Below are 23,905 nucleotides of genomic sequence, written 5' to 3'. Positions count from 1 at the left end.
CAGACTTATGAATGAACAACTGAGCAGCATTATTGCAAGCGAACTACAGGCGCGGCCGGAGCAAGTTATCTCTGCTATCCGCCTGCTTGATGAAGGTAATACCGTGCCGTTTATTTCGCGGTATCGTAAGGAAGTTACCGGCGGGTTGGATGATACCCAGTTGCGCCAGTTGGAAAGTCGTTTGGGCTATCTGCGTGAACTCGAAGAGCGCCGCCAAACCATTCTTAAATCAATTGAAGAAAGGGGCAAGCTCACTGAGCAGTTGGCCGGTGCCATCAATGGCACCATGAGTAAAACTGAGCTTGAAGATTTATATCTCCCTTATAAACCGAAGCGCCGCACCCGTGGTCAGATTGCGATTGAAGCCGGTCTGGAACCATTGGCGGACAGTTTATGGCATGACCCACAGCAAGAGCCAGAACAGGTTGCTCTCGCTTATGTTGATGCCGATAAAGGTGTTGCAGATACGAAAGCGGCACTGGATGGTGCACGCTATATCCTGATGGAGCGCTTTGCAGAAGATGCAACCCTACTGGCGAAAGTGCGCCAGTATTTGTGGAAAAATGCCCATTTGGTAGCAAAAGTGGTGGAAGGCAAAGAGCAGGAAGGCGCTAAATTCCGCGATTACTTTGACAGCCACGAACCTATCGCCCAAGTCCCTTCTCACCGCGCACTGGCAATGTTCCGTGGACGTAATGAAGGTGTGCTGCAACTGGCGCTAAATCCGGATCCGCAGTTTGACGAACCGCCGCGCGAAAGTCAGGGCGAGCAGATAATTATTAACCATCTCGACCTGCGGCTGAATAATGCGCCAGCAGACGGTTGGCGCAAAGCGGTGGTCAACTGGACCTGGCGTATCAAAGTGCTGATGCATCTGGAAACCGAGCTGATGAGTACCCTGCGTGAACGAGCCGAAGATGAAGCAATCAACGTATTCGCCCGTAACATGCAAGATCTGTTGATGGCAGCCCCTGCCGGCATGCGCGCCACCATGGGCCTTGATCCGGGCCTGCGGACTGGGGTGAAAGTGGCGATAGTGGACGCTACCGGCAAGCTGGTTGCCTTTGATACCATCTACCCTCATACCGGGCAGGCTGCTAAAGCCGCCGCCGTGGTGGCCGCCCTATGCATCAAGCATCAGGTTGAACTGGTGGCTATCGGGAATGGTACGGCATCGCGGGAAACCGAGCGTTTCTTTGTCGAGCTACAGCAACAGTATCCGGCAGTCACCGCGCAAAAAGTGATTGTCAGCGAAGCTGGAGCCTCGGTTTACTCCGCCTCGGAGTTGGCGGCGCTGGAGTTCCCAGATCTGGATGTCTCCATCCGTGGTGCAGTGTCTATTGCCCGGCGGTTACAAGATCCACTGGCTGAACTGGTAAAAATTGACCCGAAATCTATCGGGGTCGGCCAGTATCAACATGATGTTAGCCAAAGCCAACTGGCGAAAAAGCTGGATGCGGTAGTGGAAGACTGCGTAAACGCCGTGGGTGTGGATTTAAACACCGCGTCGGTGCCGTTACTGACCCGGGTTGCGGGTTTAACCCGCATGATGGCGCAAAACATTGTTAGCTGGCGTGATGAGAATGGCCGCTTCCATAACCGTGAGCAATTGCTCAAAGTCAGCCGCCTCGGGCCGAAAGCCTTCGAGCAGTGTGCCGGCTTCCTGCGTATCAATCATGGCAATAACCCGCTGGACGCATCAACCGTGCATCCAGAAGCCTACCCGATTGTTGAGCACATTTTGGCTGCAACTGAACAGGCATTGCAGGACCTAATGGGTAATGCTACCGCGCTGCGTAATCTTAATGCGCGTGATTTCACCACCGAGCAATTTGGTGTCCCGACGGTCACCGATATTCTACGCGAGTTAGAAAAGCCAGGCCGTGACCCACGCCCTGAGTTCAAAACCGCAACCTTCGCTGAAGGTGTAGAGACGCTCAATGACCTGACTCCGGGCATGATCCTCGAAGGCTCGGTCACTAACGTGACCAACTTTGGTGCCTTTGTTGATATTGGTGTTCATCAGGATGGTTTGGTACATATTTCATCACTGGCGGATAAGTTTGTCGATGACCCACATAAGGTGGTGAAAGCCGGGGATATCGTCAAAGTGAAAGTCATGGAAGTGGATTTGCAACGCAAGCGCATTGCCCTGACCATGCGCCTTGATGAACAGCCTGGTGAAGGCGGCTCGCGTCGTGGTAACAATGGCGCTAATAGTGCGAATAGCAGCGCCAATGGTCGTAATGACAATCGTGGTGCCAGCCAGCCTCGTAACAGCAATGATGCGAACAGTCGCCCAGCAGCCAAGGGCCGGGCAGACAGTAATTCTGGTAGCAACAGCGCCATGAGTGATGCACTGGCGGCGGCATTTAAAAAACGCTGATATCTCTACTCAGGGCCACGTTGGTGGCCCTTTTTTCATTTACGTTTTTGTTTCAAATTATCGCGACATCTTTAATATTTCCTCTCATATCCTTTTCTTCTATAAAGCTGAAGATTTATCTTTTAAATTAATTAGCACGCGATTCTTTTCTGCTGCGAAATGACGTTTACATCATGATTAAATCGGCGTTAATTTAACAATCTATTTAACATGAGGGTTAATTTCGTCAATTATTCACTCTAATTTATAAATAATTATGAAGACATTCTGTGAGTTAATTAAAATCCGAATGTTATTTTATTAAAATGTGAGTGAATTAATTATGTTAACAATCGGTATTTAACTGCCCTAACAGGGCATAATGGAAACATTCAGTTAACTGATTTAACTCATTATTTTCATTTGCGATTATGTTAATTTGATGGTAAAACAAGCATAAATAAAAATCAGACTCATTAATTATACCCTAAATAATTCGAGTTTCAGGAAGGCGGCAAGCGAGATAATCCCGATAAGCTTACATGAGTAAGTGATTCGGGTTAGTGAGCGTAGCCAACACACAGGCAGATGGAAGTATGACGGGTATATAAAAATGAAATAGTAACGAATACTTACCTTTGAGTATTTCACCTTAGTTGAATATGAAAACGATTCTTACTATTATTATTTTATCTATTACCTTTTAGAGTCGTATCACTCTGAATTTTGGTACGCCAATAACGTAATAACAAGAGGCACCTATGCATCTTATCCCGCAGCGTTCCTATAAAATTGTTGGTTTCTCGCCTGAAATCAGCCCGGCTTACCGGCAGAAATTATTGTCACTGGGTATGCTGCCCGGCTCTTCGTTTAATGTTGTCCGCCTCGCGCCATTAGGTGACCCCATTCAGATAGAGACCCGCCGCGTCAGTCTGGTGCTACGGAAAAAAGACTTAGATCTGCTTACGCTGGACTTGCAACCCTAATATTGCGGGTCAACATCCTATTTTGGCTGCCGGGCTGCGTGTCAAAGCCCCCCTGCGTAGTCTGATTTTAATTTACTAATATCACGTTGGATCATGAAAGCACTCACAATCGGCCTGATCGGCAATCCCAATGCAGGTAAAACCACCCTTTTTAACCAGTTAACCGGTGCCCGCCAACGGGTGGGGAACTGGGCCGGGGTTACGGTGGAGCGCAAAGAAGGCCATTTCACTACCGCGCAACATCAAGTGACATTGGTTGACCTGCCGGGAACCTACTCCCTGACCACCATTTCTGAGCAAACCTCGCTGGATGAGCAAATTGCTTGTCACTACATTCTAAGTGGTGAAGCTGACCTGCTGATTAATGTCATTGATGCGGTGAATCTGGAGCGCAATCTCTACCTGACACTGCAACTGGTTGAATTGGGTATTCCCTGTATTGTGGCGCTCAATATGTTGGATATTGCCAAAAGCCAACATATCGATATTGATATCAAGGCATTATCTCAGCAGTTAGGTTGCCCGGTTATTCCGCTGGTCTCCACTCGCGGGCAGGGTATCAATGAATTAAAAAGCAGTATTGATGAACTTCAGCCGATTCCCTTTAAGGCTTTGGTTAACTACCCGCCAGTGCTACTCAGTGAAGTAGATAAGTTGGTACAGGCCATGCCTGAGTCCTGGCCGGTACAGCAGCGCCGTTGGCTGGCACTGCAAATATTGGAAGGTGATATCTATAGCCTGGCACGTGCAGGCATAGCGCCCTCAATCGTGGCGCTAGCGCGTGAAAATCTGCGAGCAAGCCAACACGAAGATCCCGAGCTGGTGATAGCCGATGCCCGCTATCAAAGTATTGCCCGCATCTGTGATTTGGTCGGTAACTCGCAGCAAGCGGAACCGAACCGCCTGACACAAGCGCTTGATAAAGTGATCCTTAATCGCTGGTTAGGTGTCCCGATCTTTCTGTTTGTCATGTATTTAATGTTTGTCTTAGCCATCAATATCGGTGGGGCGTTGCAACCCATATTTGATATCGGCTCTGCGGCTATCTTTATTCAGGGGTTGCAATGGGTGGGTTATACGCTGCATTTCCCACAGTGGTTAACCATCTTCCTCGCTCAAGGCGTGGGGGGCGGGATTAATACCGTGCTGCCGTTGGTGCCACAAATTGGCATGATGTACCTGTTTCTCTCCTTTTTGGAAGACTCCGGTTATATGGCCCGAGCCGCATTTGTTATGGACCGGCTGATGCAGGCGCTGGGGTTACCGGGTAAATCCTTCGTACCACTGATTGTCGGTTTCGGCTGTAATGTGCCCTCGATCATGGGTGCACGAACACTGGATGCGCAACGCGAACGCCTGATAACCATCATGATGGCACCCTTTATGTCCTGTGGCGCACGGCTGGCGATTTTTGCCGTCTTCGCGGCGGCATTCTTCGGTCAGGATGGGGCCAGTATCGTTTTCTCTCTTTATCTATTGGGTATCGCGGTCGCCATCCTCACTGGGCTGGTGCTGAAATACACCATTATGCGTGGCGAAGCCTCACCCTTTGTGATGGAACTGCCGGTTTATCATGTGCCCCATCTAAAGAGTTTATTATTGCAAACCTGGCAACGGTTAAAAGGTTTTGTCCTGCGCGCAGGGAAAGTGATTGTCATTGCCAGTATCTTCATCGGCGGCCTGAACAGCTTCTCTTTCAGTGGCAAACCGGTAGATAGCATCAATGACTCAGCACTGGCCTCAGTCAGTAAAGTGCTGACGCCACTGCTGGCACCCATGGGTGTTCATGGCGATAACTGGCAGGCAACCGTGGGGTTAGTGACCGGCGCCATGGCAAAAGAAGTGGTGGTAGGGACACTCAATACTCTCTATACCGCAGAGCAGATTAAGAATGAACCCTTTGATGCCGAGATCTTCAACTTACCGGGCGAATTGGTCGGGGCGGTTAAAACTACCTGGCAGGGCTTAAAAGATACTTTTAGCCTTAGCGTGTTATCCAATCCCATTGAAGCCAGCAAAGGTGATGGTGAAATGGCAGCCGGTTCGATGGGCATGATGAGCAGTAAATTCGGTTCCAGTATTGCTGCCTATAGCTACCTGATATTTGTGTTGCTCTATGTGCCCTGCGTCTCAGTCATGGGGGCTATCGCTCGGGAAACCAGCCGCGGCTGGATGACCTTCTCAATATTGTGGGGGTTAAATGTGGCCTACTCACTGGCAACCCTGTTCTACCAAGCCGCCACGTTTCACCAGCACCCGCAACAAAGCCTAATGATTATTGCGGTGGTTATGGTGATTAATGCATTGATCTTGTTTGGATTGCGCCGCGCGCGGAGCCGGGTAACTGTCAGGTTGCAAAACAGTAAACCTGCGAGCTGTTGTCAGAGTGCAAGCAATGATTGCCATTAACAAACCGCTTTTGTTACAACAGGAGGCATGATGGCGAGCCTACTCCAATTACGCGATGCCATCGCGCTCAGTGGTAGTGTGGGAGCGAGTCAACTAAGCCAGCAATTGGCAACACCTTTACCCCTGGTTGAGGCCATGCTAGAAAGGCTGACGGCAATGGGCAAGGTTGAACGCATTGAGCAAGATAATAGTGGGTGCCTGACGGGCAGTTGCAAGAGCTGCCCTGAAGGAAAAAATAAATGTAACACTGTGATTTATAAAATAAAAAATCATCATTAAGTTACAAAAAGAGATGCCCGATGGGCATCTCTGCCTTTTTATTACTTATAAACATCAGCATCAGCGTCAAATTTCTTCTTTTCACGCTCGGCGATGATCACATAATACTTACCGCCTTTCTCATCCGCCATTTTCGACAGCTCTTCTTTCACATCCATCGGCGATGTTGCCTGACCCGACGTGGTGATGGTGCCAATCTTCTCGTAATTCTTCGCTTCTTCTTTAGTAATTTCTTTCGCCGCCATCGCGCCAAAAGAAACCCCGGTCACAACCAGAGCAATAGCCAGATTTTTCAATAAATGCATACCGAATACCTCACAAGTGAAGGGTTAATGCGTATAAAAACAGTAAGAAAAACAAAGATGATATTGATTTAATTCAAGACAGTTGGCTGATGTTACGCCACGCGCAGTGGCCGCCCACACCTCTAAAGAAAAGGCTCTCCCCATGCCAGTGCGCGGGGATGCGCCAATTTGAACCTTCTTAATTATTAAGTAAATTTAATATTTAGCCATTAAATTACGCATTAAATTCCATTCATTTCTATGTGCTAAGGCCTTAAATCTGTGGCAGTTAGCTATTCCAGTGTGATTTTAGCGTCAACATGTGCTGAAAAATCTATAAGTAATTTTGAAAAATCATCAGGATGAGAAACAAAAGGGGCATGAGCTGCTCCCTTCATCACCACCGATTGACTCTGCGGCCAGGCACTATCTAATAACGAAGCCACTTTGCGCGGCACCAGCCCATCCAGATAACCATAAATGCGCAACAAAGGTAGAGTGCATTTGCCCAGTGCGGGTCGTAAATCTGCAGTACGCAGAATGTCTAGCCCGCCGATTAACACCTCCACCTCTGGCATCTGGTGTTGTAGCACCACCGCTTTCAATAAACGGGCATCCTGTCGTGCACTTTCCGTCCCCAAAGTTTGCAATGCCAGAAAACGCTCAACGGTACGCTGAAAATCCTCACTTAACTGTTGCTGAAAACCAGCCAAGACTTCCGGCCGAATCCCCGGCCATTCATCATGCGCAGTAAAACATGGCGAGGAGGAGACAGTTATCAGCCCACGCACGCGCTCTGGTTGAGTCAAAGCTATCTGACTGGCCACCAGCCCGCCCATCGACCAACCGAGCCACAAGGCGCGCGGTGGTGCTTGTTGTAAGACAATTGCCGCCATATCAGACAGTGGCATCGTACCAAAATCTTTGCTGCGCCCATAACCGGGGAGGTCCACCAAATGCAGACGAAAATGCGGCGCGAGTCTATCAATTATGCAATGCCAGACTTCGGCGTTCAGCCCCCATCCGTGCAGCAGCACAAGATCGCAATCACCTTCACCGCAGATGTTCCAATACAGTTGTTTCATACGTTAATATCCTGTTGCCTTAGCCGCGTCATACATCACTTATCAAGGAAGATAAACATGCTAACAATCGTCAGCCAGTGTTGGCTATGCCGGCAGCGGTTATATCATCCCAGGCATGGCATTTGTTGTTATTGCAACCAGCATTTACCTAAATTACCGCCCTGTTGCCCTCGCTGCGGCTTGCCCTGCACTAACCCGGCATTACCTTGTGGCCGCTGCCTTAACGCACCACCCCGCTGGGCGAGTATGACCTTTGTCAGTGATTATATTCCGCCCTTGAACGGGCTGATAAAAAAGTTCAAATTTAACGGCGTCACACCGTTGGCTCCGGTACTGGCCCGTTTATTATTGTTACGCTGGCTTGATGCCTACCGTCAGGGTAAGGTTATCAGGCCAGAAAGAATCATTAGTGTGCCTTTACACCGCAGGCGCTGTTGGCGGCGCGGCTATAACCAAACAGACCTGTTAGCACGGCCATTGGCACACTGGCTTGGCTGCCACTACAGTAATATGACGTTACAGCGAGTACGGGCTACACCACCGCAGCAGCGATTGAAAGCTACCGCGCGACGTAAAAATATGCGGGGGATATTTCGTTGTACACAGTCTCTTCGCGGCCAACATATTGCTCTGCTGGATGATGTCGTAACAACGGGCAGTACACTGAATGAGATTGCCGATCTACTCTGGTCCGAGGGGATTGCCTCATTACAGGTGTGGTGTATCTGCCGAACCTTGTAGTCACCCTAGCAATGGGCGTATTATAACCGACAAGAATAGTCAACTATTGAGCAGATGCCATGATCACAATAACAGACGCAGCACAATCTCATTTTGCCAAACTGTTGGCAAATCAAGAAGAAGGCACCCAAATCCGGGTATTTGTTATCAACCCCGGAACACCCACCGCTGAATGCGGCGTGTCTTACTGCCCACCGGATGCGGTCGAAGCAACAGATACTGTACTGAAATTTGAGCAGTTATCTGCCTATGTTGATGAAATGAGCAAGCCTTATTTGGACGACGCTGAAATCGATTTCGTCACTGACCAACTAGGCTCTCAACTTACCCTGAAAGCGCCTAATGCCAAAATGCGTAAAGTTGATGATACTGCACCATTGATGGAGCGGGTTGAATATGTTCTGCAATCGCAGATTAACCCGCAACTGGCCGGGCATGGTGGCCGTGTAACATTGATGGAGATCACACCAGATGCATTGGCTATCCTGCAATTCGGCGGTGGCTGTAACGGGTGCTCTATGGTTGATGTCACATTGAAAGAAGGCATCGAAAAAGAGCTGTTGCAGAAATTCCCAGAATTGAAAGGCGTGAGGGATTTGACCGAGCATCAGCGCGGCGAGCATTCCTATTACTAATTATCCTGCGTCCTTGGCGCTACAGCGGTGTTAGCTTCGCTCGCTCACCCGAATAACTGACTGATGTCAGCTCATCGGGATTTGTTCGCTTGCTGCCTTGCTGTAACACCAATAACTTTGGCTAATAATTGAGCGCTGCTATTACTAATTGTCCTGCGCCCTTGGTGCTACAGCGGTGTTAGCTTCGCTCGCTCACCCGAATCACTGACTGATGTCAGCTCATCGGGATTTGTTCGCTTGCTGCCTTGCTGTAACACCAATGAATAATATTGTTCTTAATGCTGACAAAACCAGATGACTCAATCTGGAGCGGCGAGGATAGGTAGAAGAGTAAAGCGTCCGCGCCAGGGATGGCGCGGCACGAGCCTACATCGACGTATTGATGGCGTCTTTACGATCTGCCTGTTCTCTCCGCCACGAGCACTTTATTGGCAGCCTACTGAGAGATTCCCTCCCTTATCATCCCGCCGACACATTCTTGCGCCGCTTATCCAAATCCTTCAATAAACGATTAACCTGACTGTCAGCAAACATCTCTTCCAAGGTCGAGGTCAATTTACGCCGCCAGTTCGGATATTCCTCACTGGTTCCGGGGATGTTTACCGGTGTCGCCATATCTAACCAATCTTCCGGTTGCAAACCCAGTAATGCGCTGGCGCTGTCAGCAACATAACGCTGTAATCCCCGGTTAAGGACTGGGCTCATCGAGAGGAGTGACGCTTTATGGCCTACCTTCTTTGGCACACAGTCATAGTGATGTAACCCTTCCAATAATCCTTGCTTGGCCCGTTCCCGATCAAGATAAAGCTGCTTCAATATCTGTTGGTCTGGATATAACCCCAGCTTATTCCCCAACGTCAGATCGTCACTTTGCCAATAGCCCCGTAAGGTCGGCAAGTCATGGGTCGTAATGGTGGCCATCGCCTGTGCCGGATAAGATTGTGGCGCACGGAAGGTATTCTCACTGTCATGCTCAAAATAGAGCACCTTATAGGAATACACCCCGCTGTCACGCAGCTTAGCCACAATCTCTACCGGTACCGTGCCTAAATCCTCGCCAATCACCATGCAGTGATGACGCTGACTTTCCAGCGCCAATATCGCCAATAGATCATCGACCGGATATTTAACATAAGCCCCCTGGGCGGCAGTCTGCCCGTAGGGAATCCACCACAGACGCAATAAGGCCATCACATGATCAATACGCAGAGCACCACAACTGGTCATATTAGCGCGCAGCAAATCGATAAAAGGCTGGTAGGCACGCGCAACCATGACGTGCGGGTCCATTGGTGGCAACCCCCAGTTCTGGCCCAGCGGCCCTAAAATATCAGGCGGAGCCCCTACTGAAGCTTTCAGACAATATAACTCGCGGTCACACCAGGTTTCAGCGCCACCTTCAGCCACACCAACAGCTAAATCACGGTACAAACCAATCGGCATTTTTCGTGTCTGGCTGTTGCGAAAACAGTTATCAAACTGAGTGGCGGCCAACCACTGTAACCATAGATAGAAGGTCACATCACTCGCGTATTCGCGGCAAAAATCAGCTACAGCACTGCTGTGCCCATCACGATATTTTTCTGGCCACACCGGCCAGCCCCACATCATTGGGTCTTGCGCACTTAAATGAGCATGTAGCGCATCAAAAGCTGCTTGTTGATGCAGACTACGACCGCCTTGTTCCACAAACTGGTGGAACGCCTGCATCCGCGCATCTTTTACTTTACGAGCAGTAAACAACGGGAAGGCCAAACGCAGCGCCATCAATTTCAGTTGCATAACTTGCGGATAATCAACCCACTCATTAGCCCGAATTTCAGCCAGCGTCTGTTGCGTTGCTGGTTGATGCCACCAGAGCTGCGCCGCTTCACTGTGCTGAAACTCATCCACGCGGTTCACGTCGATATAAACCACATTCAACCAGCGTCTTGAAGAGGGGCTATAGGGGCTAGCACTCTGTGGGTTAGCCGGATACAGCGCATGAATTGGATTCAAACCGATAAAGGCACCACCACGCTCGCCCACCTGTTCCAACATTTGGCTGAGATCACCAAAATCACCAATCCCCCAGTTGCGTTCGGAACGCAGGGTATAGAGCTGTACACAAGCGCCCCACAACTTTTTCCCTGCCAGCAACGCATCTGGCTCATAGCAACGTTTCGGTGCCACAATAATTGAACACTGCCACTGCTGTAACCCTTGTTCGAGAATCAAACGGTGATAACCCTGCGGCAGAGAAGATGGCAATGTCAGCGTCTTCTTTGCACTGATACGCCCCTGGTGCAACTCACCTTTTTCTGTCTGCAATTGCCAGTGATAATCGCCTGAACCCGCCATTGGTAGCTGCATTGGGCTACCAAAAGTAAATACTTTCACCACCGGTAGTGGTGTATTTTCTGTCGAGGTGTCCTGAGGCACCTGAGTGCGCCCCATGGCCGCCAACAACTGCTGCTTGGTTTCCGGCAAAATAGCCTGCGGCTTACCATGAGCATTAATGTAGCTGGCGGCTATCCCTGCCAGTGTCGCTGCTTGATCGAGCGATTTACGATCCATGCAGTCTTCTCCTTAACGTTTGGCTTGCCAAATCCGTGATTGGTAATCACGAATTGAACGGTCAGAACTGAACATCCCTACCCGGGCAGTGTTAAGAATGGTACGGCGGGTCCATTCATCCTTATCGCGGTACAGGGCATCAATTTGCTTCTGTGCCTGACAGTATGAGGCAAAATCAGCCAATACCAGATAAGGGTCACCCCCTTCCAACAGGCTATGCAACATCATGTCAAATGCGTGCTTATCACCTTGGCTGAACGCACCACTGGCCAGCTCATCCAGAATGCTTTTCAGGTGCGAGTCAGCTTTAAGATACTTATGCGGCTTATAGCCTTTCGCCAAAATGGCTTTTACCTGCTCCACGGTGTTACCGAAAATAAAGATATTCTCGTCACCCACCTGCTCGGCAATCTCAACGTTAGCCCCATCGAGAGTGCCCACAGTCAATGCACCATTCAGTGCCAGTTTCATGTTGCCAGTACCAGAGGCTTCTTTACCGGCAGTTGAAATCTGCTCCGATACATCCGCCGCAGGAATCATCAATTCCGCGACTGAAACCCGATAATCGGGGATAAAGACCACTTTTAGGCGATCTTTGACGATCGGATCATTGTTGATCTTATCGGCGGCCTGATTGATCGCATAAATAATATTCTTAGCTAAATAATAACCAGGTGCAGCTTTGGCACCAAACAAGAACACCCGAGGCGCAATATCCAGATTCGGGTTGTCACGGATCTGGCGGTAGAGCGACAGAATATGTAACAGATTCAAATGCTGACGCTTATATTCATGCAACCGCTTAATCTGCACATCGAAGATAGCGTCTGGATTAATCACCAACCCCATAGTTCGCTTAACGTATTCAGCTAACTTAACTTTGTTATCATATTTGATCTGCTGATAACGGCCCCTGAAAGCCTTATCTTCGGCATAAGACTCAAGCCCAGCTAATGCATCCAGATTATTCGCCCATTCCACTTTCAGCGTTTCATCAATCAGGCCAGATAATGCCGGATTACATTGCTTCAACCAACGGCGCGGCGTAATACCATTAGTAACATTATGGAATTTATTTGGCCATAATTGATAGTATTCAGGGAATAAGTCTTTGATAACCAGATCAGAATGCAGTTGCGCTACGCCGTTGACGGCAAAGCCGCTGACCACACACAGATTGGCCATTCTCACTTGCTTATTATGATGAACCGCCAGCTTGGCCCACACCGCTTCATCCCCAGGCCATTGCTTATCCACCACCTTTTTAAACTGCGCATTGATCTGCTTGATGATGACAAAATGGCGTGGCAACAAACTACGCACCAATTTTTCATCCCAACATTCAAGTGCTTCAGGCATCAACGTGTGGTTGGTATAGGCGAAGGTTTTACTGGTGATCGCCCACGCCGCATCCCAGCTTAGCTGATGCTCATCCAGCAGTACTCGCAGCATTTCAGGAATAGCGATAGTCGGGTGGGTATCATTCAGTTGAATAACTTCATAGTCAGGCAATTCAGCCAGTTTACGACCAGCCAGATGATGCTTACGTAAAATATCCGCCACCGAGCAGGCGCATTGGAAGTATTGCTGCATCAGGCGCAGACGTTTGCCGGCCAGATGGTTATCGTTTGGATACAATACTTTGGTCAGTTTTTCTGCTTCAACGCCATTTTGTTCTGCCAGCAGGAACTTCCCATCATTAAAATTAGTTAAATCAAATGGATGTTGATGAGTAGCCTGCCACAGGCGCAACGGCTGTGTTACACCATTGCGAAAACCCAGCACCGGTAAATCCCAAGCTTCACCGCGCAAGGTGAAGGCCGGACGCCACACCTGGCGGCCATCAGCGAGTTTTTCTAACTTGCCAGCAAAGCCGACATCAACCGCCAACGCCGCATTATGGCGAAACCACGGATAACTCTCGCGCTGCCAGTTGTCCGGGGCTTCCTGTTGTTTACATTCACTGAAAGATTGACGGAATAGACCATATTGATAATTCAGACCATAACCGGTGGCGGGTTGCTCAACGGTTGCCATCGAATCAAGGAAACAGGCCGCCAAACGCCCAAGACCGCCATTACCCAATGCAGGGTCAGTCTCCTGCTCCAGCAAATCACACAGGTTAATTTGCTGCTCGGCCAGCAACGCCTCCACTTGGTCATACCAACCCAGATTAATCAGGTTGTTTGCCGTTAAACGACCAATCAAAAACTCCATTGAAATGTAGTTAACATGCCGTTGGACTTTTTGGGTTTTACCTGGTGCAGGCTGAGCCGCCAATTGTTCGGCTAACGCCGCGCTGACAGCTTCCCACCATTGGTGTTGAGTCATTTGCTGAGCGGAGGTTAGGCCAAAGCGCTGCCACTGGCGGGTCAGTGCGGCCAGGAAATCGTCCTTTTTAAGCGTAGGCTGTGACATAGGGGGTCTCTATCCTGTGAGTGGGGTAATTTTACCCTTATCCTGCCAATGAGAACTGACAAGGGCATCATCCTGCCGGGGGATTAGCTGGGGATGAGTCGCAGGGCGTAGCTAAAATTGTGATCCGGTGCAACTTACAGCCATATGAAACATTAACTCTATTGCAATAACATGGCCGTTATCAGACCTTAGCAGTGCTGATTAATTACGAGGCTAAAAATAATTACTCTTATGAATGCCTGTAACATTTCATTACAAATGGACATATCACTCGCCAGGACGTCTTCTCACCGGATATTGGTTAAACCGGACACAGCATGCTGATCCCCTCAAAACTGAGCCGCCCGGTACGGCTGCAAAATACCGTGATACGCGACCGTCTATTGGTTAAGTTATCAGGTGTAGCAAACTATCGCCTGACTTTGATCAATTGCCCAGCCGGTTATGGTAAGACCACGTTGATCGCCCAATGGGCTGCCGACCAATCCAATCTCGGGTGGTATTCACTGGATGAAAGTGACAATCAACCAGAGCGTTTCGCCTCTTATCTGATTGCTGCGGTACAGTTGGCGACTGGCGGCCATTGCAGTAAAAGTGAAGCGCTCAGCCAAAAGCATCAATACGCCAGCCTTTCAGCGCTGTTTGCTCAATTATTTATCGAGTTGTCCGATTGGGACGGCCCGCTTTATCTGGTCATCGATGACTATCATCTGATTACCAATGACGCTGTTCATGAAGCTGTGCGCTTCTTTCTGCGTCACCAGCCGGAAAATATGACGCTGATCCTGCTATCCCGCACCTTGCCACCGCTGGGAATTGCTAACCTGCGGGTGCGCGATCAGTTGCTGGAATTAGGCATGCAGCAACTGGCATTTAATCATCAGGAAGCACAGCAATTTTTTGATTGCCGCCTGTCAGTGCCACTGGAACAAGGTGATAGCAGCCGCTTGTGTGATGAAGTTGAAGGCTGGGCTACCGCGCTGCAACTGATAGCACTGTCATCGCGTCAGCCAAACTCATCCGCGCAAAAATCGGCAAAACGCCTGGCAGGGTTAAATGCCAGCCATTTGTCAGACTATCTGGTGGATGAAGTATTAGATCAGGTGGATAGCAATTCCCGCGTTTTTCTGCTGCGTTGCTCAGTATTACGTTCCATGAATGATGCCCTGATTGTGCGCCTGACTGGGGAAGATAACGGTCAGCAACGGCTGGAAGAGTTGGAGCGCCAAGGGTTATTTATTCATCGTATGGATGACAGTGGTGAATGGTTCTGCTTCCACCCGCTATTTGCCACCTTCTTGCGCCAGCGCTGCCAGTGGGAATTGGCGTTGGAGTTACCGGAATTGCATCACGCAGCCGCTGAAGGTTGGATGGCGTTGGGCTACCCGGCTGAAGCAATCCACCATGCATTGGCCGCAGGTGATGTTGGCATGTTACGTGATATCTTGCTGCAACATGCCTGGACGCTGTTTAACCACAGTGAGTTGGCGCTGCTGGAACAATGTCTAGTCGCCCTGCCTTACTCTTTATTGGTGCAGAATCCAGAACTGGCACTGCTACAAGCCTGGCTGGCGCAAAGCCAACACCGTTATGGTGAGGTGAATACCTTGCTCGAGCGCGCTGAATCGGCAATGCAAGAACGCAAAATCCCTGTTGATGAGATTTTACGCGCTGAATTTGATGCCCTGCGTGCTCAGGTGGCTATCAATGATGGTAAGCCAGATGAAGCCGAAAAACTGGCAACTGATGCGCTGAAATATCTGCCGATGGCGAACTTTTATAGCCGTATTGTGGCAACCTCCGTAACTGGTGAAGTTCATCATTGTAAAGGGGAGCTAAGCCGTGCGCTGCCCATGATGCAGCAAACCGAGCAAATGGCACGTCGCCACGAAGCCTATCACTATGCCTTATGGGCATTGCTACAACAGAGCGAAATCCTGATTGCACAAGGTTTCTTGCAAGCCGCTTATGAAACGCAAGATAAAGCCTTTGATTTAATTCATGAACAACATCTTGAGCAGTTGCCGTTGCATGAATTCCTGCTGCGTATTCGCTCCCAAATTTTATGGTCGTGGTCACGGCTGGATGAAGCGGAAGAAGCGGCACGCAAAGGCATTGAGATTCTGGTCAATTACCAACCCCAACAGCAATTGCAGTGTTTGGCGATGCTGGCAAAATGCTCACTGGCGCGTGGTGATCTGGATAACGCCAATATGTATATTCAGCGTTGTGAGGCCCTGCAACACGGCAGCCAATATCATCTCGACTGGATAACCAATGCCGATAAGCCACGGGTTATTCACTGGCAGATGACCGGGGATAAAGTCGCCGCCGCAAGTTGGCTGCGCCAGGCAGAAAAACCGGGGATGGCGGATAATCACTTTTTACAGGGGCAGTGGCGTAATATCGCGCGGATACAGATCATGCTAGGGCGGTTTAATGAAGCCGAAGTGGTATTGGACGAACTGAACGAAAATGCCCGCCGCCTTCGTTTAACCAGTGACCTCAACCGTAATCTATTGTTAAGTAATATCCTTTATTGGCAAACCGAACGTAAAAGTGAGGCCCAGAAAGCGCTGATTGAATCACTGTCATTGGCTAACCGCACCGGTTTTATCAGCCATTTCGTGATTGAAGGTGAAGCTATGGCACAGCAGTTGCGCCAACTGATTCAACTTAACGCGTTACCGGAATTGGAACAGCATCGTGCTCAGCGAATACTGAAGGATATTAACCAGCACCATCGGCATAAATTCGCCCATTTTGATGAGATATTTGTCGATAAACTGCTAACTCACCCGCAAGTACCAGAACTGATCCGTACCAGCCCGCTAACCCAGCGCGAATGGCAGGTATTAGGGCTGATTTACTCCGGCTACAGTAATGAACAGATCGCCGGTGAGCTGGAAGTGGCAGCCACTACGATTAAAACCCATATCCGTAATTTATATCAAAAACTGGGGGTTGCTCACCGCCAGGAAGCCGTACAACAGGCACAGCGTTTATTACAGATGATGGGTTATGTTTGATTATTTTTATTGTTATGGCAATAAGTTACCACTGTACTGCAATTTACATTAAACCAATGTTATTGCAGTCAGTGGTCTTTGGCGATAATATTTTTATATTAATAATATTATCGGCTATAACTGTTAGCTCTTTAATATCTTTGGGGGATTGAAGCAACAATCCTACTGATTGAAAAGACAAGTTAAGTACAACTATATAGCCTATATAATTTTTTCATTTCGTTTTTACTGTAAAATTCCCACTTCATTGAAATATTTAATGAATTCCAGCAATGACTTTAATGTCGGATTAGCATTCAAACTGGCATTCCTTTTCTCCACCTTAATATTATCATTATAAATAGTAGCCTGAGATTGATATTGTGCACTTGATAATCGGTTAAGCATAGATAATGCCTTTATTTTAAACCACCATGTGCCCTATATTAATAACGATAGATTTAATTTATTAATTCTATAAAAAACAACATATTAAATTGGAATCAGAGACAAAAATAACATTACAGTTAGTCTGGTATTTATCAGCTAAAAAATGATTATAATCATGTTTTGGCATTTTCTCTCTAAATGCATTTTTGTAAGGTAGAGCAAGATGGAACAGTTTGAAACAATCAGTGTTGAGCAGGCTCATAGCCGCCTGAAAGAGAATACCGCCGTATTGGTCGATATCCGCGATCCACAGAGTTATGAAGCGGGCCATGCACCCATCGCGTTCCATTTGACCAATAGCAGCCTGCATACCTTTATGCAGCAAACAGATTTTGAACAGCCCGTCATGGTGATGTGCTACCACGGCAATAGCAGCAAAGGGGCGGCGCAGTATTTGCTCCAGCAGGGCTTTGAGGCGGTTTACAGCATTGATGGTGGTTTTGAGGCATGGGCCAAAAGCTATCCACAAGAAATCATTCGTGAAAATGTCTGACTTTGTTACCCGTTTGTAGCTTGTCATTCGCCACAACCGACCAGATTGTGATATTTTTAAGCACTTTAATCACATTCATAATATCTATACTCAAAATCATTGGCGTTGCAGGTAGGCAGCTCACAACCCTGCGGCCTCAAATACAAAAGGTATAGACGGTAATGGGCAATATGATTCGTGTAATAGCAATCTCTAATCCGCGTCTGGCACAGGCCTTTGTGGATTATATGGCCACTCGCAATGTGGTACTGGAAGTTCGGCCTGATACTCAGGGTGCAGAGATCTGGCTTGCCGATGATGAGCAATTGCCGTTGGTGCAGCAGGAGCTGGAACAGTTTTTGCTCGATCCCCTCAATCCACGCTATCAGGCCGCAAGTTGGCAATCGGGTAATTTACACTCAAATTTATCCTATCAGCGCTTTTCCTACCTGCAGACGCTGCGCAGTCAGGCCGGCCCACTGACATTGAGTGTCATGGTACTGTGCATCGCCATCTATATTCTGATGCAAATTGTCGGCGATGCGGCCGTTATGTCATGGCTTGCCTGGCCCCGCGACGAGAGCCAATATCTACAACTCTGGCGCTGGGTCAGCCATGGCTTTTTACACTTTTCGCTACTGCATATCTTATTTAACCTGATGTGGTGGTGGTATCTGGCAGGACAAATGGAAAAACGGCTTGGCACCGGTAAATTGCTGGTATTAACTGTGGTATCTGCCCTGTTCAGTGGCTGGGGGCAATCGCTATTTAGCGGTGTGAATTTTGGTGGTCTGTCTGGTGTGGTGTATGCCTTAATGGGTTATGTCTGGCTGACCGGCGAGCGCGCACCCGAGCGCGGTATCTCGTTGCCCCGAGGTTTAATGGCTTTTTCTGTCCTCTGGCTGATTGCCGGTTATTTCGATGTTTTAGGTTTGTCGATTGCCAATGCGGCTCACGTTTCAGGTTTGATTATTGGGTTATTAATGGCATTTTGGGATACGCGCAACAGCGTAAGAACCACACAATAACTGCCTGAGCAACCAGGCGCATTAGGGGATTATAGTGAAGCAAACGCAGCGGCATGATGCGATTATTGAATTGGTACGCCAACAAGGCTACGTCAGCACTGAAGAGTTAGTAGAACATTTTGCCGTTAGCCCGCAAACCATCCGGCGTGATTTGAATGATTTGGCTGACCAAAACAAAATTCATCGTCATCATGGTGGTGCAGCACTCCCTTCCAGCTCAGTTAACGCCGCCTATAACGATCGTAAAGTGATGTGGTCGGAAGAAAAGGCCCGTATTGCACAGCGTGTTGCCAGCCAGATCCCCGATGGTGCAACACTGTTTATCGATATAGGTACCACGCCAGAAGCTGTCGCCCACGCGCTGATGAACCATAAGGGGCTGCGGGTGGTGACCAATAATCTTAACGTTGCTACCTTGCTGACGGCTAAAGAGGATTTCCGGCTGATTCTGGCTGGTGGTGAAGTTCGCACCCGCGATGGTGGGATTATTGGTGAGGCCACACTGGATTTCATTTCTCAGTTCCGTCTTGATTACGGCATCCTTGGTATCAGTGGTATTGATATGGACGGCTCACTATTAGAGTTTGATTACCATGAAGTGCGCACCAAGCGAGCAATTATCGAGAACTCCCGTTGTGTGATGCTGGTAACCGACCACTCGAAGTTTGGTCGTAACGCAATGGTGAATTTGGGGAATATGAATTTGATTGATTATCTGTTTACCGATCAGATGCCTCCTCCCAGTGTGATGAAGATTATTGAGCAGCATCAGGTTCAATTGGAGTTGTGTTAGTCGTTAAATTTTGGTTTTGGTGATCCGGTGCGGTTGTTAAGTCAACTCAAGTGCTTTAACAACCGAATCGGACCACAGAACACCGAACAACCAAACCTAATCACCAAATCCAAATCCAAATCCAAATCCAAATCCAAATCCAAATCCAAATCCAAATCCAAATCCAAATCCAAATCCAAACTTTCCCCACATTTTGATAACAAAACTGTTACCTCCATCACGGGGGAATGTTTTTTTTTGGTTAACTCTTGGCTTGTTTGTTGGTTTTTGATTACAATCATGAGCGAAAACGAACATTAAAGAGCTGTTTCGAACATCTGGAGAGAGGAAGCATGGAAACCAAAGACTTGATCGTGATCGGTGGCGGCATTAATGGTGCCGGTATCGCTGCGGATGCGGCAGGGCGTGGCCTGTCCGTTCTGCTGCTGGAAGCGCAAGACTTGGCCTGTGCTACGTCTTCCGCCAGCTCCAAACTTATCCACGGTGGCCTGCGCTATCTGGAACACTATGAATTCCGTCTGGTAAGTGAAGCACTGGCCGAACGTGAAGTATTATTGAAACTGGCACCGCATATCGCATTCCCAATGCGTTTTCGTCTGCCGCATCAACCCCACCTGCGCCCAGCCTGGATGATCCGCACTGGTTTGTTCCTGTACGATCACTTGGGCAAACGTACCAGTCTGCCTGCCAGTAAAGGGTTGCGTTTTGGACCAGAATCGATATTGAAACCAGAATTGGTGCGCGGTTTCGAATATTCTGACTGCTGGGTCGATGATGCTCGCCTGGTGGTGCTGAATGCCCAAGAAGTGGTCGAGCGCGGTGGTGAAGTCCGCACCCGTACCAAAGTGACCCGTGCCTGGCGTGAACAAGGTCTATGGATGGTTGAAGCCATTGATGTGAATACCGGCAAAACCTTTACCTGGCGTGCCAAAGGCTTGGTAAATGCGACCGGACCATGGGTTAAGCAATTCTTCGACGACGGCCTGAAGCTGAAATCGCCTTATGGCATCCGCTTGATTAAAGGCAGCCATATCGTCGTGCCACGGGTTCATAATCAGCCACAAGCCTATATTCTGCAAAACGAAGACCATCGTATTGTTTTCGTCATTCCGTGGTTGGATGAATATTCCATCATCGGCACTACTGACGTGGAGTACCACGGCGATCCGAAAGAGGTGAAGATCGACTCACAAGAGATCGATTACCTGCTGAAAGTGTATAACGATCACTTTAAAAAACAGTTGGGTCGCGACGATATCGTGTGGACCTACTCTGGTGTACGGCCGCTATGTGACGACGAATCAGATTCACCGCAAGCTGTTACCCGCGACTACACGTTGGATGTAGCCGATGAAGACGGTAAAGCACCACTGCTTTCTGTATTTGGCGGCAAACTGACCACCTATCGCAAACTGGCAGAACACGCGCTGGAAAAACTGTCTGGCTACTATCAGAATGTCGGCCCAGCATGGACCAAGACTGGCGCATTGCCGGGTGGTGATATTGGCGGCAGCCGTGATAACTATACTGTTCAGTTGCGCCATCGCTATAACTGGTTACCTGAAGGGCTGGCCCGCCGCTATACCCGTACTTATGGTAGCCATAGCGAGATAATTTTGGCAGAAGCGACCAGTATCGAAAGCTTGGGTGAACATTTCGGCCATGGCTTGTACGAAGCAGAATTACGCTATCTAGTTGAAAAAGAATGGGTTGTAGAACTAGATGATGCGATTTGGCGTCGTACCAAGTTAGGTATGGCTCTGGACGATGCGCAGAAACAGCGCGTTGCCGAATGGTTGGCACAGGTGCAGGCCGGGAAACAACAGACATTATCGCTGGTTTCCTGATTACCCATCCAGTTCATCGATCTGCTTAAAAAAACCCTCTTCACAGTTGACTGTTGAAGAGGGTTTTTATTATTAGCTCAGTGGATATAACTACAGCCTGATAGGTTTAATATGCCAAATCTCGTCGGCATATTCTTCAATGGTACGATCTGAAGAGAAGTAACCCATATTGGCAATATTGAGTAACGTCTTGCGCGTCCATTCGTCCGAATGGCGATATAGCGTATCAACCTGCTCCTGAGTATCCACATAGCTGCGATAATCAGCCAATAGCTGGTAGTGATCACCAAAATTAACCAGTGAATCGAACAGGGTGGTATAGCGTTTAGGGTCTTCGGGACTAAAGGTGCCCGTCGCCATTTGCGTCAATGCCAGATGCAATTCAGGATCTTCATCGTAATATTTCCGTGGGTTATAACCATTGTTACGCAGCACCTCGACCTGTTCGGTGGTATTGCCGAAGATAAAGATATTCTCCTCACCCACATGTTCGCGGATCTCGACGTTAGCCCCATCCAGTGTGCCAATGGTCAGCGCCCCGTTGAGGGCAAACTTCATATTACTGGTACCCGAAGCCTCGGTTCCCGCCAGAGAAATCTGTTCCGATAGGTCAGCCGCCGGAATGATCAACTGCGCCAGACTCACGCTATAGTTTGGAATAAATACTACTTTCAGTAGGTTATTAATCCGAGGGTCATTGTTGATTACCTTCGCTACATCGTTGATCAATCGAATGATTTGCTTAGCATTGTAATACGCTGATGCCGCTTTACCGGCAAAAATTACCACGCGCGGCACCCACTTCTCATTCGGTGCTTCGAGAATACGGTTATAGCGGGTGATAACATGCAACACATTCAGCAATTGTCGTTTGTACTCATGAATACGTTTGATTTGCACATCAAACAACGCGCCCGGATTGACCACAATATTCAATTTTTCAGCAATATAAGCCGCCAGCCGTTTTTTGTTCTCCAGCTTGGCCTTTTGCAATGCCTGCAAGAAGCTGGGGTAATCGAGGTTTTTTTCCAGCTCACTGAGTTGGCTCAGATCAGTCCGCCAATTGTGACCAATACTCTCATCCAATACCGTAGCCAGTGGTCGGTTAGCCAACCCCAGCCAGCGCCGTGGCGTCACCCCATTGGTTTTATTGCAGAAGCGATTAGGGAAAATGTGAGCGAAATCGGCAAACAGTGACTGCACCATGAGTTCAGAGTGCAAAGCAGACACACCGTTAACTTTATGGCTGGCGATCACCGCAAGCCATGCCATACGGACCTTCCGCCCATGGGTTTCATCAATAATAGAGACTCGTGGCAACAGTTCTGGTTCAGACGGATATTGTTCCTGCACCAGTTTGAGGAAGTGATCATTGATATCAAAAATGATTTGCAGATGGCGCGGTAAGATTTTGCCAATCATGTCAATTGGCCAAGTTTCCAGCGCTTCGGTCATCAGCGTGTGATTGGTGTATGAGAACACCTGCTGCACCACGTCCCACGCATCCATCCAATTGAACTTATGTTCGTCGATCAACAGACGCATCATTTCAGGAATGGAAAGGACCGGGTGAGTATCATTGAGATGAATAGCAATCTTATCTGCCAGATTATCGAACGTCTGATGCATGGTCCAGTGGCGGCTGAGGATATCCTGTACCGTCGCCGACACTAAAAAGTACTCTTGTCGCAAACGTAATTCACGGCCGGAATAGGTAGAATCATCGGGATACAACACTCGTGATACGTTTTCTGAATGGTTTTTATCTTCAACCGCAGCAAAGTAATCACCCTGATTGAATTTGCCCAAATTGATTTCATTACTGGCCTGCGCAGACCATAAGCGCAGTGTATTAGTTGCATCCGTATCAAAGCCAGGGATGATTTGATCATAAGCACAGGCGAGGATTTCTTCGGTTTCCAGCCAGCGAGTTTTGCTGCCTTCCTGCTGAATTCGGCCACCGAAGCGCACTTTATAGCGGGTATTATGGCGTGGGAATTCCCAGGCATTACCATATTCCAGCCAGTTATCTGGCGACTCCATCTGTTGGCCATCCACTATTTTCTGGCTGAACATGCCATATTCGTAGCGGATGCCGTAGCCACGGCCCGGTAGTGCCAGTGTTGCCAGTGAGTCCAGAAAACACGCCGCCAGACGGCCTAAGCCACCATTGCCAAGCCCAGGGTCGTTTTCTTCTTGCAACAGCTCTGACAGATTGAGGCCCATCTCATCCAGCGCCTGTTCGATATCTTCATAAATACCCATCGATAACAGTGCATTAGAGAGGGTTCGCCCCAATAAAAACTCCATCGACAGATAGTAAACCTGACGAACGTCTTGTGATAATTGTGCGCGGTTAGAGCGTAGCCAGCGTTCTACCATCCGATCCCGTACCGCAAATAATGTCGCATTCAGCCAATCGTGCTGAGTCGCAATCGAGGGATCTTTGCCGACAATAAACATCAATTTGTAGGCAATCGAGTGTTTCAGCGCATCCACACTGACAACGGGTGAGGTATAACTGAACAGTGATGTCATAACGGTTTTCC

At 48.6% G+C, this 23,905-nt stretch carries 17 protein-coding genes; 11 read left to right on the top strand and 6 right to left on the bottom strand.

Features of this window, described 5'->3' with window-relative positions; translation table 11 throughout:
- Positions 1-7 precede the first annotated feature (7 nt).
- From ACWJJO_RS00930 to ACWJJO_RS00915, 4 genes are all read left to right on the top strand, one after another.
- A complete protein-coding gene (locus ACWJJO_RS00930; protein ID WP_083161239.1) occupies positions 8-2,386 on the top strand; it encodes a Tex family protein in 2,379 nt (792 codons plus the stop codon).
- Between the two features lie 740 nt (positions 2,387-3,126).
- Complete coding sequence (feoA, locus tag ACWJJO_RS00925) at positions 3,127-3,351, top strand: ferrous iron transporter A (RefSeq protein ID WP_005186094.1); 225 nt, start codon at positions 3,127-3,129, stop codon at positions 3,349-3,351.
- Between the two features lie 93 nt (positions 3,352-3,444).
- On the top strand, positions 3,445-5,760 hold the full coding sequence (gene feoB, locus ACWJJO_RS00920) for a Fe(2+) transporter permease subunit FeoB (RefSeq protein WP_481090533.1): 2,316 nt from the start codon (positions 3,445-3,447) through the stop codon (positions 5,758-5,760).
- Between the two features lie 30 nt (positions 5,761-5,790).
- Positions 5,791-6,039 carry a FeoC-like transcriptional regulator gene (locus ACWJJO_RS00915; RefSeq protein ID WP_083161241.1) on the top strand — a complete coding sequence of 83 codons (249 nt, stop codon included), beginning with the start codon at positions 5,791-5,793 and terminating at the stop codon, positions 6,037-6,039.
- Positions 6,040-6,080: 41 nt separating this feature from the next.
- Here ACWJJO_RS00915 and ACWJJO_RS00910 read toward each other — a convergent pair whose 3' ends face one another.
- Positions 6,081-6,344, bottom strand: coding sequence for a YdgH/BhsA/McbA-like domain containing protein (locus tag ACWJJO_RS00910; RefSeq protein ID WP_372568491.1), 264 nt, complete (start codon positions 6,342-6,344; stop codon positions 6,081-6,083).
- A 272-nt stretch (positions 6,345-6,616) separates the two neighbouring features.
- On the bottom strand, positions 6,617-7,408 hold the full coding sequence (gene bioH / locus ACWJJO_RS00905) for a pimeloyl-ACP methyl ester esterase BioH (protein WP_442847463.1): 792 nt from the start codon (positions 7,406-7,408) through the stop codon (positions 6,617-6,619).
- Positions 7,409-7,465: 57 nt separating this feature from the next.
- On the opposite strand from bioH, the gene gntX reads away from it, so the two are divergent.
- Positions 7,466-8,149, top strand: a complete 684-nt coding sequence (gene gntX / locus ACWJJO_RS00900; protein ID WP_083161245.1) for a DNA utilization protein GntX — start codon at positions 7,466-7,468, stop codon at positions 8,147-8,149.
- Positions 8,150-8,208: 59 nt separating this feature from the next.
- Positions 8,209-8,784: a Fe-S biogenesis protein NfuA gene (nfuA, locus tag ACWJJO_RS00895; RefSeq protein ID WP_083161247.1), complete on the top strand. Its 576-nt coding sequence runs from the start codon at positions 8,209-8,211 to the stop codon at positions 8,782-8,784.
- A gap of 459 nt (positions 8,785-9,243) precedes the next feature.
- On the opposite strand, the gene malQ is transcribed toward nfuA, so the two are convergent.
- Both malQ and malP read right to left on the bottom strand, forming a co-directional pair.
- Entirely contained in the window at positions 9,244-11,340 is a 2,097-nt protein-coding gene (malQ, locus tag ACWJJO_RS00890; RefSeq protein WP_372568489.1) for a 4-alpha-glucanotransferase, read from the bottom strand.
- Positions 11,341-11,352: 12 nt separating this feature from the next.
- Positions 11,353-13,758 carry a maltodextrin phosphorylase gene (gene malP, locus ACWJJO_RS00885; RefSeq protein ID WP_481090532.1) on the bottom strand — a complete coding sequence of 802 codons (2,406 nt, stop codon included), beginning with the start codon at positions 13,756-13,758 and terminating at the stop codon, positions 11,353-11,355.
- Between the two features lie 317 nt (positions 13,759-14,075).
- On the opposite strand from malP, the gene malT reads away from it, so the two are divergent.
- From malT to ACWJJO_RS00865, 4 genes are all read left to right on the top strand, one after another.
- Entirely contained in the window at positions 14,076-16,787 is a 2,712-nt protein-coding gene (gene malT, locus ACWJJO_RS00880; RefSeq protein ID WP_083161255.1) for an HTH-type transcriptional regulator MalT, read from the top strand.
- A 592-nt stretch (positions 16,788-17,379) separates the two neighbouring features.
- On the top strand, positions 17,380-17,709 hold the full coding sequence (gene glpE, locus ACWJJO_RS00875) for a thiosulfate sulfurtransferase GlpE (RefSeq protein WP_083161257.1): 330 nt from the start codon (positions 17,380-17,382) through the stop codon (positions 17,707-17,709).
- A gap of 170 nt (positions 17,710-17,879) precedes the next feature.
- A complete protein-coding gene (gene glpG / locus ACWJJO_RS00870) occupies positions 17,880-18,716 on the top strand; it encodes a rhomboid family intramembrane serine protease GlpG (RefSeq protein WP_083163953.1) in 837 nt (278 codons plus the stop codon).
- A gap of 34 nt (positions 18,717-18,750) precedes the next feature.
- Positions 18,751-19,509, top strand: a complete 759-nt coding sequence (locus ACWJJO_RS00865; protein WP_083161259.1) for a DeoR/GlpR family transcriptional regulator — start codon at positions 18,751-18,753, stop codon at positions 19,507-19,509.
- 96 nt (positions 19,510-19,605) lie between these two features.
- Here the strand turns inward: ACWJJO_RS00865 and ACWJJO_RS00860 are convergent, their stop codons facing one another.
- Positions 19,606-19,806, bottom strand: coding sequence for a hypothetical protein (locus ACWJJO_RS00860; protein WP_420073633.1), 201 nt, complete (start codon positions 19,804-19,806; stop codon positions 19,606-19,608).
- 35 nt (positions 19,807-19,841) lie between these two features.
- Here ACWJJO_RS00860 and glpD point away from each other — a divergent pair, with 35 nt between their 5' ends.
- Positions 19,842-21,356: a glycerol-3-phosphate dehydrogenase gene (gene glpD / locus ACWJJO_RS00855; protein WP_083161261.1), complete on the top strand. Its 1,515-nt coding sequence runs from the start codon at positions 19,842-19,844 to the stop codon at positions 21,354-21,356.
- A gap of 90 nt (positions 21,357-21,446) precedes the next feature.
- Here the strand turns inward: glpD and glgP are convergent, their stop codons facing one another.
- Positions 21,447-23,894, bottom strand: a complete 2,448-nt coding sequence (gene glgP / locus ACWJJO_RS00850; protein ID WP_481090531.1) for a glycogen phosphorylase — start codon at positions 23,892-23,894, stop codon at positions 21,447-21,449.
- Positions 23,895-23,905 lie beyond the last annotated feature (11 nt).

The sequence above is a fragment of the Yersinia antarctica genome (assembly GCF_056636475.1).
Note: the sequence above shows the minus strand (reverse complement) of the source record. Positions and strands in the feature narration are given on the sequence as shown.

Excerpts from the sequence above, each read along its gene's own strand:
- feoB (WP_481090533.1), top strand. The coding sequence starts at position 3,445 with ATGAAAGCACTCACAATCGGCCTGATCGGCAATCCCAATGCAGGTAAA.
- ACWJJO_RS00930 (WP_083161239.1), top strand. The coding sequence starts at position 8 with ATGAATGAACAACTGAGCAGCATTATTGCAAGCGAACTACAGGCGCGG.
- feoA (WP_005186094.1), top strand. The coding sequence starts at position 3,127 with ATGCATCTTATCCCGCAGCGTTCCTATAAAATTGTTGGTTTCTCGCCT.
- glpE (WP_083161257.1), top strand. The coding sequence starts at position 17,380 with ATGGAACAGTTTGAAACAATCAGTGTTGAGCAGGCTCATAGCCGCCTG.
- glgP (WP_481090531.1), bottom strand. The coding sequence starts at position 23,894 with ATGACATCACTGTTCAGTTATACCTCACCCGTTGTCAGTGTGGATGCG.
- malP (WP_481090532.1), bottom strand. The coding sequence starts at position 13,758 with ATGTCACAGCCTACGCTTAAAAAGGACGATTTCCTGGCCGCACTGACC.
- bioH (WP_442847463.1), bottom strand. The coding sequence starts at position 7,408 with ATGAAACAACTGTATTGGAACATCTGCGGTGAAGGTGATTGCGATCTT.
- glpD (WP_083161261.1), top strand. The coding sequence starts at position 19,842 with ATGGAAACCAAAGACTTGATCGTGATCGGTGGCGGCATTAATGGTGCC.
- gntX (WP_083161245.1), top strand. The coding sequence starts at position 7,466 with ATGCTAACAATCGTCAGCCAGTGTTGGCTATGCCGGCAGCGGTTATAT.
- nfuA (WP_083161247.1), top strand. The coding sequence starts at position 8,209 with ATGATCACAATAACAGACGCAGCACAATCTCATTTTGCCAAACTGTTG.
- glpG (WP_083163953.1), top strand. The coding sequence starts at position 17,880 with ATGATTCGTGTAATAGCAATCTCTAATCCGCGTCTGGCACAGGCCTTT.
- ACWJJO_RS00915 (WP_083161241.1), top strand. The coding sequence starts at position 5,791 with ATGGCGAGCCTACTCCAATTACGCGATGCCATCGCGCTCAGTGGTAGT.
- ACWJJO_RS00910 (WP_372568491.1), bottom strand. The coding sequence starts at position 6,344 with ATGCATTTATTGAAAAATCTGGCTATTGCTCTGGTTGTGACCGGGGTT.
- malQ (WP_372568489.1), bottom strand. The coding sequence starts at position 11,340 with ATGGATCGTAAATCGCTCGATCAAGCAGCGACACTGGCAGGGATAGCC.
- ACWJJO_RS00860 (WP_420073633.1), bottom strand. The coding sequence starts at position 19,806 with ATGTTCGTTTTCGCTCATGATTGTAATCAAAAACCAACAAACAAGCCA.
- malT (WP_083161255.1), top strand. The coding sequence starts at position 14,076 with ATGCTGATCCCCTCAAAACTGAGCCGCCCGGTACGGCTGCAAAATACC.